Consider the following 11460-nt stretch of genomic DNA (forward strand, 5'->3'; position numbering starts at 1 on the left):
GGGCGCGCCGCACGTCCGGGCCACCGGAGGGCCCTGACCCGGCGGGACGCTCGGCCCTTCCCGGCCCGCCCGGACCGGCGCACCGTGGGTGTCGGCCGGCTCTGCTGACCCTGCCTACGAGGAGAAGCTGTGGACGAGTACGTGGTGAAGGGTGCCGTGGACAAGCACGCCGCGGGGGCCGCGACCGGGCAGGAACCTGCCGGGACGTCCGGGCCCGCGCCCGGCGCCGTCCGCACCGCCGTCGCCGCCGCGTTGCTCGCACCGTCGGTGCACAACAGCCAGCCCTGGCGCTGGCGGATCACCGACGATCGGGTCGAGCTGCACGCCGACCCGGACCGCCGGCTGCCCTTCACCGACCCGGACCGGCGCGACCACCTGGTCAGCTGCGGGGCGGCGCTCGCCACCCTGCACGTCGCGCTGACCGGGGCCGGCATCGGGCACGTGATCGAACGGTTCCCCCGCGACGACCGCGACCACCTCGCGACGGTCCGCTTCACCGGGCAGCCGGCCACCGACCGCGCCGACGCCGTCCTCGCGCGGGCGATCGAGCGCCGGCGCACCGACCGGCGCCCGTTCCCGGACGGCGCGATCGCCCCGCACACCCGTGCCGCGCTCGGCACCCGGGCCGCCCGCTACGGCGCCACCCTGGTGGCGGTCACCGACACTGCGGCGCGCGCCCAGCTCGCCGAGCTGGAGCAGGACGCCGCCCGCGAGCTGCGGTCGCGCCCCGGTCAGGCCGCCGAACTGCTGGTCTGGACCCGCCGCTACGCCGACTCCCGGGACGGCGTGCGTGCCGAGTCGGTCCCCGGCGGCACCCGGTGGCCCCGCGAACCGGAGATCGGGGTGCGCTTCCCCGCCGGGTCGCTGCCCGCGGCGGCGCTGGCCCCGGACCGGGCGACGATCCTCGCGCTCACCACCGTCGGCGACGACGACGCGGCCCGGCTCGCCGCGGGCGAGGCGACCGGTGTGGTGCTGCTCGCCGCCACCCGCGCCGGGCTCGCGACCTGCCCGCTGTCGCGGATGCTGGAGGTGCCGAGCACCCGCCGGGCGCTGGCCTCCCGGGTGCTACGCACCTCCGAGCACCCGCAGCTGCTGATCCGGATCGGCCGGGCCCCCGACGGGCGCGAGCTGCCGGCGACCCGGCGCCGCCGGCTCGCCGACGTGCTGGTGCACGGTTCCTGAGCGGGCCCCGGGGCGCCGTCCGTGGGCGGCCCGTGAGCGCCGACACGGACCTTGGTCCCCCGCCGCTGAGCCGTCCGGACGCTGACCGGAGGGCCCGGTCAGCGCTAGCGTCGGTACCGACGGCGGCGACCGGAGCGGAGGCGATCGTGACGATCTCGGTGTTCCTGCTCGACGACCACGAGATCGTGCGGCGAGGGCTGGCCCAGCTGCTCGAGCTCGAGGACGACATCGAGGTGGTCGGCGAGGCGTCGACGGCGGCGCAGGCGGCCGTCCGGCTGCCCGCGCTGCGCCCGGACGTCGCTATCCTCGACGTCCGGCTGCCCGACGGCGACGGCGTCACCGTCTGCCGGGACGTGCGGTCCACCGTCTCCCCGCCGCCGGCCTGCCTGATGCTGACCTCCTACGCCGACGACGAGGCCCTGTTCGGCGCGATCATGGCCGGGGCGTCGGGCTACCTGCTCAAGCAGGTCGCCGGGGTCGATCTGGTGGGCGCGGTCCGCACGGTCGCGGCGGGCGGCTCGCTGCTGGACCCGAAGGCGACGGCCGCGGTGCTGGAACGGCTGCGCAACGGGGAGCGTCCCGGGACCGACGCCGACCCCCGCTACGACACGCTGAGCCCCCAGGAGCAGCGGATCCTCGACCTCGTCGCGGACGGGCTGACCAACCGGCAGATCGGTGTCGAGCTGCACCTGGCCGAGAAGACCGTCAAGAACTACGTCTCCTCGGTGCTGCACAAGCTCGGGTACTCGCGGCGTACCGAGGCCGCCGTCTACGCCGTCGAGCGGCGCCGGACCCGCTGACCCAGCCCGCACGCCCCGGTCACGGGAGCGGGACCGTCCACACCAGCCGGGTCCCGCCCGTCTCCGGTGACTCGACGGTGAACGTCCCACCCAGCTCGGCGGCCCGCTCGGCCAGGTTGCGCAGCCCGCTGCGCCGGTCGGTCCCGGCGACACCGCGGCCGTCGTCGACGACCTCGGCGGTGAGCTCCCGGTCCACCGACACGGTCACGGTCAGGGCACCCGCCCCGGCGTGCCGGACCGTGTTCGTCGCGGCCTCCCGGACGACCGCGAGCAGGTGGGTCGCCACGGCCGCCGGGACGAGCGTGTCCACCGGCCCCGTGGTGTGCACCGAGGTCGTGACCGCGGACTCGGCGGTGACGTCGCCGACGGTGTCGAGCAGCTGCCGGCGCAGACCGCCGGTGCCGTGGTCGGCGGTGTGCAGGTCGAAGACCGCGGTGCGGATCTCGCGGACCGTGCGGTCCAGCTCGTCGACGGCCTGCTGCACCCGGTCCTGCACGTCGGCGTCGGAGGTGCGGCGCAGCGTGCCCTGCAGTTTCAGGCCGACCGCGAACAGCCGCTGGATGACGTGGTCGTGCAGGTCGCGGGCGATCCGGTCGCGGTCGGTGAACACCGCCAGCTCCTGCTGTGCGCGGTGCTTCTCCCCCAGCTCCAGGGCCAGCGCGGCCTGGTCGGCGAACGACACCAGCAGCGGGACCTCCGAGGGCCGGAACGGCGGGCGGCCCGGGTCGCGCTGCGCGACGAGCACGCCGATCACCCGCTCGACCGCCCGCATCGGGACGGCGACGGTCGGCCCGCCCGGTTCCCCGGTGGGGGTGTCGAGGAACGCCCGCGGGCTGTCGGCGAGCACCGGCTGCAGGCCCTCGACGACGTCGCGCAGCAGGGTCCCGCCGAGCCCGCCGCACGGCCACGGCCGGCCCGCGGTGGCTCCCTCGCGGAAGTCGCCGTCGTCGTCGGGCCCCAGCGCGATCAGGGTTCCGCTGGCCCGGCACAGCTCCAGGCAGCGGCGGGCCACCAGTGCGAGCGTGGCCGGCCCGTCGGTCCCGGCCAGCACCTCGCCGCGGATCTCCGCGGACGCCTCCAGCCACTGCTGGCGCTGCAGCCCCTGCTCGAACAGCGAGGCGTTCTGCACGGCGATCCCGGCCGCCGCGGCCAGTGCCTGCAGGATCAGCTCGTCGTCGGCGGTGAACTCGGCGGCACCGATCTTCTCGGTCAGGTAGAGGTTGCCGTAGACGGCGTCGCGCACCCGGACCGGGACGCCGAGGAAGCTGCGCATCGGCGGATGGTTCGGCGGGAATCCGACCGACGCCGGGTGCTGGGACAGGTCGGGCAGCCGCAACGGCCGCGGATCCAGGATCAGCTGCCCGAGCAGGCCCTTGCCCTCGGGCGGGCGCCCGAGCGCCGCCCGGGTGCCCTCGTCCAGCCCGACGTCGACGAACCGCGAGATCGACCCGTCCGGGGCGAGCACCCCGAGCGCGCCGTAGCGGGACTCGATCAGGTCCACGGCCGACCGGACGATGCGTTCCAGCGTGGCGTCGAGCTCGAGGTCCGCGCCGATCCCGAGCACGGCGTCGAGCAGCTTCTGCATCCGGCGCCGGGTCGTGGCGATCTCGCCCAGCCGGTCCTGCACCTCGGCGATCAGCTGGTCGAGCCGCAACCCGGACATGAGGCGCCCGAGTTCGCCCGGTTCAGGAGTCACACCCATCCCACACCGCCTCCCGCCACCGAACGTGGCACCACGGGCGGACTCGCACAAGCGTTGCCGCCGGTTACACCACGACAGGTCGCGCGGCCCGCGAACACGGGACCTTCGCACCTGATCGCCACGGCACCGCACCGGCCAGGATCCGACCGGGACGGCGGACGCCGCTGCCGCCGTGCGGGGAAGGAACGGCCATGGACACGACCTGCCACGAGGGGAGGGTCGCCGGCGCCCTGGGTCTCGACGCCGACGCCACCGGCGCGCTGCTCGCGCTCGCCACGCGGGCGCCGTCGCTGCACAACAGCCAGCCGTGGCGGTTCGGCCTGTTCCCGGACCGGATCGAGCTGCACACCGACCCCGCCCGCCGGCTGCCGGCTGCCGACCCGGGGGACCGCGAGCTGCGGATCGGCTGCGGTGCCGCCCTGTTCACCCTGCGCCTGGGCCTGCTCGGGGCCGGGATCCGGCCGATGGTCAGCCGGTTCCCCGACCCCCGCGACCCCGGCTTGGTCGCCGTCGTGCGGCACGGGGGCACGGCGCTGCCCTCGGCCGAGCAGCAGCGGCTGCTCGATGCCGTCCCGCGTCGTCGCACCAACCGCCGCCCGTTCCGGGACACCGCGGTGCCGGGGCCCGTGCGTTCCGCGCTGCGCCGCGCCGCGTTCGACGAGGGTGCCTGGCTGCAGCTGGTCACCGACCCGGCCGAGCTGGCGGAGCTCGGCAGGCTCGCCCGTGAGGCGCACGCCCTGCAGACCGCCGACCCCGCCTTCGCCGCGGAGATGTCGGCCTGGACCGGGCACGCCGGTGACCGCGACGACGGGGTGCCCGCCACCGCGGGCGGCCCCTGCCCACCCCCGAACCAGCCGTGGGTGCGGCGGGACTTCGGCGGCGACGCCCACCCGCGCCCCGCCCCCGCCGCGTTCGAGGCGGAGCCGCTGATCGCGGTGCTCAGCGTGCACACCGACGGCCCGCGCGAGGACGTCCGGGCCGGGGAGGCACTGCAGCGGGTGCTGCTGACCGCGACCGCCGAGGGCCTGTCCGCGTCCTTCCTGTCCCAGGTGGTCGAGGTCGCCGACGTGCGGGAACAGGTGCGCCGGCTGCTCGGTGGGATCCGGCCGCCGCAGCTGGTGCTGCGCCTGGGGCACGGTGTACCGGTGCCCGCCACCCCGCGCCGCGCCCCGGGCACGGTCACCGGCTCCGGCTGACCCGATCTCCTACGCGGTCGTCGTCTTCCGGGATCCGGACGGCATCCAGCTCGAACTGATCCACATCGCCGGCTGACGTCCTACAGCGCGACCTCGGCGACCAGCTCCGCCGACCGGAGCCGCCCCTCCAGGGTGGACGACTGGTGGGCGACCATCAGCTCGTCCGCGTCCGCCTGCTTGGCGAAGCGGTCGAGGTACTCCCCCACCGTCTCGGCGGTGCCGACCGCGGTGTGCTTGACCATCTGGTGCACCGGCGCGGCCTGCGGGGTCTCGAGGACGGCGTCGGCCTCCTCGTCGGTGAACCTGCGCCGTCCCGTCACCAGCATCTTCAACCGGGCCCGCTTGACGATCTGGAACTCGCGCTGCGCCACGGCGTCGTCGTCGGCCGCGATGGCGTTGACGCCCGCGATCACGTGCGGCGCGCCCAGCTGCCCGGACGGCCGGAACTCGGCGCGGTAGGCGGCGACGGCCTGCTCGAGCGCGTCCGGCGCGAAGTGCGAGGCGAAGGCGTACGGCAGGCCGAGTGCGGCGGCGACCTTCGCCCCGAACAGCGAGGAGCCGAGGATGTACAGCGGCACACCGGTCCCCTGGCCCGGGATGGCGTTGACCCCCGGCACCAGGGTCTCCTCCCCGAGGTAGCCCTGCAGTTCCTGCACGTCCTGCGGGAACGTCTCGGACGCGCGCGGGTCGCGTCGCAACGCGCGCACCGTGTTCTGGTCGGTGCCCGGCGCCCGGCCCAGCCCGAGGTCGATGCGGCCGGGGTGGAGCGACTCGAGCATGCCGAACTGCTCGGCGATGATCAGCGGCGCGTGGTTGGGCAGCATCACCCCGCCGGAGCCGAGCCGGATCGTCGAGGTGTGCGCCGCGACGTGCGCGATGAGCACGCTGGTGGCCGACGACGCGATGCCGGGGATGTTGTGGTGCTCGGCGTACCAGACCCGGCCGTAGCCCAGCTCCTCCGCGCGCCGGGCCAGGGCGACGCTGTTGGCGAGGCTGTCGGCGACGGACTCACCCCGGCCCACCGTCGCGAGATCGAGGATCGACAGGGGCAACGTCACCGGTTACGTCCTTCCGTTCGGCTGCGGCGCGGAGCGCACGCTCCGTGCCATGCCATCGAACGTACCCGCGTTCGACGCTGCGGCCTCCCGCACGTGGCGGGAGCCATCACGGCTCAGCGCCGGCGCCGCATCCGGAGCAGCTTCACCGACGGCGTCCGGCTGTCGTCGACCTCGACCGTGGCCCAGGAGCTCCGCGCCGCCGTCACGAACTCGTCGGCCTGCGGGCGTCCCGGGTCGGCGACGACGACCTCCGTCCGGTCGTCGACCAGCTGCGGGAGCAGCTCCAGCAGCTCCTCGACGTTGCGCCGGTTGTAGAGCACGTCGGCGCCCAGCACCAGGTCCCACGGTCCGCCGTCGACGAGCCGGTCCCCTGGTGTCCAGGAGCACTGCGCGGTCGCCAGCTCCGCCCCGCTGCGGCGGGCGTTCTCCCGGGTGAAGGCGATCGCGTCCCGGGAGCGGTCGGTGGCCAGCACCCGCCCGCCGGCCAGGGCGGCGGCGATGCCCGGGAGCCCGAGCCCGCAGCCGAGCTCGAGCACCGACGCACCCGGGCGGACCTCCTCGGCGACCGCGTACGCGAGCTCGACACCGCTGGGCCACAGCTCCGCCCAGTACGGCGGGTACTCCTGGTCATCAGCACCGGCGTCGCGCTCGTCGAGCAGGTCCATCGACTCGCGGGGGTGTACGAACTCGACCCGCCCCTGCGGCAACGGCAGGGTCCCGGCGACGACGTCCGCCCACGGCTCGGCGCCGGGTCGGTGGACGCCCTCGCCGGTCGCCGCGGTCGTCCGTCCGGTCGCCGTCTGCGGGGTCATACCGGGTCCCTACCCGATCGGTCGTGTCCGGACCCGAACCGGGTCCTACTGCCCGCTCTCGTCGAGACGGAACCCGACCTTCATCGCGACCTGGTAGTGGCTGACCGTCCCGTCGGTGATCGCACCCCGGATCTCGACGACCTCGAACCAGTCCAGGTGACGGATCGTGGTGGAGGCCCGCGCGATGCCGTGGGTGATGGCGTCGTTCAGGCTCTCGGTGGAGGTGCCCACGATCTCGTTCACGACGTAGGTGTGGTCGGACATGAGGGGTCTCCCTTCCCTGCGCCGAGCGCATCGGGTGGCCCGGCGGCCGACCCGGGCGACGACGGCGTTCCGGCGGTCGCCGCACCGTACTGCGCTGTGGCCCGCGTCACTACCCGGGAAGGGGACCGGCGCTCAGGGCGCTCCGAAACCGGCGGCCTCCAGCACCTGCCGGCCCTCGTCACCGGTCACGAACTCGACCCACTCGCGTGCCGCCTCGGGGTTCTGGGCGTTCTTGAGGACGGTGATCGGGTACGGGTTGACCGCCTCCGTGGCCTGCGGGAAGTCCACACCCTGCGCCTGCCCGCCGGAGGCCGCCACGTCGGTCTTGTAGACCAGACCGGCGTCGGCGTTGCCCGTGGTGACCTTCTGCAGGACGGCCTTGACGTCCTGTTCCTCGGACACCGGCGCGATGTCGACACCGGCGGCGTGCTCGACCTTCTCCGCCGCCGACCCGCACGGCACCTGCGGCGCGCAGACGACGGTGCGCAGGTCCGGCCGGGCGAGGTCCGGCAGCGCGGCCACGCCCTTCGGGTTCTGGGGCGCGACGGCGATCTGCAGGGTGTTCGTCGCGAGGACCTGCGGCTCCCCCTGCTGGTTGCCGGCGTCGGTCACCTTGGTCATGTTCTTCTCGTCCGCCGAGGCGAACACGTCGGCCGGGGCACCCTGGTTGATCTGCTGCGCGAGGGTGGACGACCCGGCGAAGTTGAGTGTGACGTCGGTACCCGGGTGGGCCGCCTCGAACTTCTGCTCGAGCTCCTGGAACGTGCCGGTGAGCGAGGCCGCGGCGAAGACCGTCAGCGTCCCGCCCTCGGCCTGGCCACCGTCCTCCGCCGCACCACCGGCGTCGGCCCCGCCGCAGCCTGCCAGCACGGCGAGCGCGGTCGCGGCGATCGCCGCACCGGCGACGCGAGGGATGGATCGGGTCTTCACGACGGCACTCCCGGGGATCGGCTTTGATCCTGAACTACGGATCGAACGCGATGATAAATACGCATACACCATAATTCTAGCCTTGTTGCTCCGCAGATCCCGATCCACACGTGATCCTCACCGCGTACGCGGAGGTACTGTCCGCCGGTGAAGTGTCGTGTCGACTGGGGTCCCCGCTGCCCATGATCGGCAAGTGGCACGCACGGGTGGAAAGTCGGTTCGTCGAGCCGGCCAAGCGGGAGGTGCGCCGCTCGGCCCACCGCAGCGTCGAGGCCCGTGACGACGACGTCGACACCTGGCCCGCCGCATGGACACCGGGCCTGCGCCGTCCGTGTGGACCACGACCGCCGACGAGATCCTCGACAGCCTCGCCCGTCGGCGCACCCAGATCGATCTGCCGATCAACGCCGCATCGGAGCCTCAGGACGCGGACGAGCAGGCCGCGCAGCGACGGTTCGACCCGGCCGCTCGTCCACGGCGCAGGTGGCGTGGCCGATCGTCAGGGCCGCATCGAGCACGGCGCTGACCAGCAACGAGGTGACGACGTCGACCGGGCCGGAAAGTGGATCTCGGTCATCTCGGCGACCGGGGCCGCCAGAACGCCGAGCGCGTACTCGCGCTCCAACCGGCACCACTCGGCCCAGCCCAGGACGGCGGGCGCGTGTCCGTCTCGTCATCTTCCCTCGTCCCCCGCGTAAGGTCGGTCGAGCCCGGCCGCGACCCGTGGTTGGGACTGCACCGGCGGAGCATCAGCAGCCGGGCACCGCGCGTCAGTACACACCGTGGACGCGAGTGCACGGTCACCGTCCGCGCACGCAACGATGCGCGGCCACCTCGATCAGCTCCGCACCCTGGGTGCCGATGAGATCGAGGCCGATTCCACCGGGCGTTCGGTGGTGCGTCACCCCGGCACCGGGACGGGGCCCGGTCATCCCCCGACGCCGGCTCCACCGGGTCGCCGGGGGCCTCGAGGCGTCCTGGTCGATCGTCGCCGATGAGTGGCATCGTCCGCGAGCAGGAAGCGCGGCGGTTCGGGGCATGCCGCCGTGACCGGCGCGCTCGATCTCGCGCTCGCCGACGCGCGCCCACGGGAGGGGCCCGTCGTCCCCCGGCCGGTTTCGAGCCCCGAGCCGGACGCCACGACCATACGGATGCGGACTGCTCGAGCGCACGCGGCAGGGCCGGACCGTGCACGTCTCGATCACTCCGCGCGGGGAAGGCCTCCTGGGCCTGTACGGTCGGTGACCGGACGACCCGGCGAGTGGCACGGGCCGCCGCACTTCGTTCCGCCGGAGCGGTGGAGCCTCCGCGCCGGCGTCCGGGCGGTCACTTCGCCCCCACCACTCCGTCCCGTCGGCAGATCACGCTCGGTCCGCCACGAAGCCGAGGCCGTGCAGTGCGGCCTCCGCCCCGTGCTCGACATGCATGGTGGTGATCGCGCGGACCGCCGTGGCGTCGCCCGCCGCCATGTAGGTGAGGAGACGTTGGTGCTCGTCGTCGCTCTGGATGATCCGTTCTTCGATGTGCGCGGCATTGAGGAACCGTTCGCAGCTGTTCCAGAGAATGCGGGCCATCCGCTGCAGAGCGGGTGAGTCGTCGATGCTCTCGAACACGGCGAAATGGAATGCCTGGTGGGCCGTGAGGTACTTCTCCCGGTCGCGGTCGGAGTGGATGACCGCGCTCAGTGTCTCGTACCGGGTCGCCATGAGGCGCGCCGTCTCGTCGGGGCGTTCGGTGACGGCGCGTTCGGCCGCGGCGACCTCGACGGCCTTGAGCAGCATGAACGAGTCGACGACATCGAGCCGGACGATGTCGGAGACGAACGCTCCCCGCTGGGGGTAGGTCACGGCGAGACCTTCGGCGTGGAGCTCACGCAGCGCTTCGCGCAGCGGTACCCGGCTCACATCGAGCTGCTCGGTGAGCGCGTCGAGCCGTAGCGGCGTCCCCGGTTCGAGCTCGCCCAGGACGATCCTGCGCCGCAGGGTCTCGGCGACGTAATCCGTGCGCGTCGCCTGCGGCCTCGTGCTTCGTGACACGACGGGAACCCTACTCAGTGGTGGTGGTCGCGGGCGGAACCCGGCGACGGGGCGGTGGAGGTTCCCGGCCGCGTCCGTACGTGACGGACGCGGCCGGGAATCGATCATCAGCCGGCGAGCAGGGCCCCGGCACCGGGGACTCTCGGCTCGAGCCCGAGTTCGGTGAGGATGCGGTGAGTGGTCGCGGTGGCCGCGGACAGCACCGGGATGCCGATCTCGTCCTGCACCGGCGCGATCGCCGGCAGCGAGGGCATCTGGACACACGCACTGAGTACGAGTGCCTCGGCCCGGGACAGGTCCAGCTTGCGGTGGTGCTCACGCAGCTCGGCCGGGTCGAGCCGGGCCACCGCGAGGTTGTCGGGCACCTGCAGTGACAGCGAGTCGACCACCTCGACCCCGGCGTCGGTGAGGTAGTCCACGACGGCCTGGGTCAGCGGCTCCATGTACGGGGTGATGATCGCGACCCGACTCGCCCCGAGCGCGGTGATCCCCGACAGCAGCGCCCCGGCACTGGAGACCACCGGTGCGGTACTGCCTTCGGCGCGCAGCGCGGTGGTGATGTCGTCCTCGGCGGTGCAGTGATACCCCGGACCCTGGGCCATGATCGCGACCAGACACGCGGTGGCGACCACGTCGGGGCGGGCATCGGCCAGCTCGGCCGCGGCCCGCATCGCCTGGGCGTTCATCGCCACCAGCTGCTCGGGGGTCACGTGCTGCATCCGCGCCCGCGCGGCATGGAACACGAACCGCTCCTCGGGGATCACGGCCTCGCGGGCGGCGAGCATGCGCGGCAGCTCAGTCTCCATCGTCAAATTCGAGCTGGGGACGATCATCCCCACATGCAGGTCCCGGCTCATCGACGCGCCACCGGGCGCATCTCGGGCACGGTCAGCTCACCGGCGTCGACGATCAGCTCGTCGTCGAGATACAGGCTGTTGCCGCGCATCGGGATGTCGAAGTGGCACGCGGTGTCGTTCGGGCCCCCGAGCTCGTTGTTCGGGCCGATCGAGAACATCACGTTGCCGTAGAACGAACGCAGCTCCATGCCCATACCGCCACCGAACTGGGTCAGCCCGTGCCAGTGCGCCCGCTCGTCGAGCCCCCACCCGACATGCGACATGCCGTAGCCACGCGGGTCGTCGAAGCTCTTGATGTAGGAGGCGAGCAGGTCCGCATCCAGCCCCGAGGACCCGGCGCCGCCGCGGATGTCGCGGATGAACCCCGCCTCGATGGTGATCTCCACCGGGGTCTGGACGTAGGTGTTGAACGGCAGCAGCACATCGCCCGGGGCGAGGACGATCTTTCCGTCGACGCCGTCGTCGGAACCGCCGGTGAACACGAACGCCGCTGGCCAGTGGTCCCACCGGCCCGGGGTGTCGGTGTAGCCGTACTCCGACAGGGTCGGGTACATCCCCAGCTGGTAGGTCACATCGGTGCCGTGCGGGCTGGTGATCCGCATCGACGAGGCCTTGGCCAGCAG

The 11460-nt window shown here is 73.5% G+C and carries 11 protein-coding genes; 3 read left to right on the forward strand and 8 right to left on the reverse strand.

Annotated features, from left to right (window positions below; genetic code table 11):
* Positions 1-129: 129 nt before the first annotated feature.
* On the forward strand, positions 130-1182 hold the full coding sequence (locus BM093_RS24085) for an Acg family FMN-binding oxidoreductase (RefSeq protein WP_093349884.1): 1053 nt from the start codon (positions 130-132) through the stop codon (positions 1180-1182).
* A 146-nt stretch (positions 1183-1328) separates the two neighbouring features.
* On the forward strand, positions 1329-1982 hold the full coding sequence (locus tag BM093_RS24090) for a response regulator (RefSeq protein WP_093349889.1): 654 nt from the start codon (positions 1329-1331) through the stop codon (positions 1980-1982).
* Between the two features lie 19 nt (positions 1983-2001).
* Here the strand turns inward: BM093_RS24090 and BM093_RS24095 are convergent, their stop codons facing one another.
* A complete protein-coding gene (locus BM093_RS24095) occupies positions 2002-3684 on the reverse strand; it encodes a GAF domain-containing protein (RefSeq protein WP_093349893.1) in 1683 nt (560 codons plus the stop codon).
* 191 nt (positions 3685-3875) lie between these two features.
* Here BM093_RS24095 and BM093_RS24100 point away from each other — a divergent pair, with 191 nt between their 5' ends.
* Positions 3876-4880, forward strand: a complete 1005-nt coding sequence (locus tag BM093_RS24100; protein ID WP_093349898.1) for an Acg family FMN-binding oxidoreductase — start codon at positions 3876-3878, stop codon at positions 4878-4880.
* Between the two features lie 80 nt (positions 4881-4960).
* On the opposite strand, the gene BM093_RS24105 is transcribed toward BM093_RS24100, so the two are convergent.
* The 7 genes from BM093_RS24105 to BM093_RS24135 all read right to left on the reverse strand — a co-directional run.
* Positions 4961-5938: an LLM class flavin-dependent oxidoreductase gene (locus BM093_RS24105; protein WP_093349903.1), complete on the reverse strand. Its 978-nt coding sequence runs from the start codon at positions 5936-5938 to the stop codon at positions 4961-4963.
* Between the two features lie 113 nt (positions 5939-6051).
* Positions 6052-6750 carry a class I SAM-dependent methyltransferase gene (locus BM093_RS24110; protein WP_093349906.1) on the reverse strand — a complete coding sequence of 233 codons (699 nt, stop codon included), beginning with the start codon at positions 6748-6750 and terminating at the stop codon, positions 6052-6054.
* Positions 6751-6795: 45 nt separating this feature from the next.
* Positions 6796-7014 (reverse strand): dodecin, encoded by a 219-nt coding sequence (locus tag BM093_RS24115; RefSeq protein ID WP_093349910.1) that lies wholly within the window; start codon positions 7012-7014, stop codon positions 6796-6798.
* A 132-nt stretch (positions 7015-7146) separates the two neighbouring features.
* A complete protein-coding gene (gene modA / locus BM093_RS24120) occupies positions 7147-7944 on the reverse strand; it encodes a molybdate ABC transporter substrate-binding protein (RefSeq protein WP_093349914.1) in 798 nt (265 codons plus the stop codon).
* Positions 7945-9305: 1361 nt separating this feature from the next.
* Positions 9306-9980, reverse strand: a complete 675-nt coding sequence (locus BM093_RS24125; RefSeq protein WP_218162910.1) for a GntR family transcriptional regulator — start codon at positions 9978-9980, stop codon at positions 9306-9308.
* Positions 9981-10087: 107 nt separating this feature from the next.
* Positions 10088-10837: a maleate cis-trans isomerase family protein gene (locus BM093_RS24130; RefSeq protein ID WP_093349923.1), complete on the reverse strand. Its 750-nt coding sequence runs from the start codon at positions 10835-10837 to the stop codon at positions 10088-10090.
* On the reverse strand, positions 10834-11460 hold a 627-nt coding region (locus tag BM093_RS24135), incomplete at its 5' end, for a M29 family metallopeptidase (RefSeq protein ID WP_483880041.1). The genes BM093_RS24130 and BM093_RS24135, both read right to left, overlap by 4 nt.

It is taken from the genome of Pseudonocardia ammonioxydans (assembly GCF_900115005.1).
In the GTDB taxonomy this organism is placed as follows: Bacteria; Actinomycetota; Actinomycetes; order Mycobacteriales; family Pseudonocardiaceae; genus Pseudonocardia; species Pseudonocardia ammonioxydans.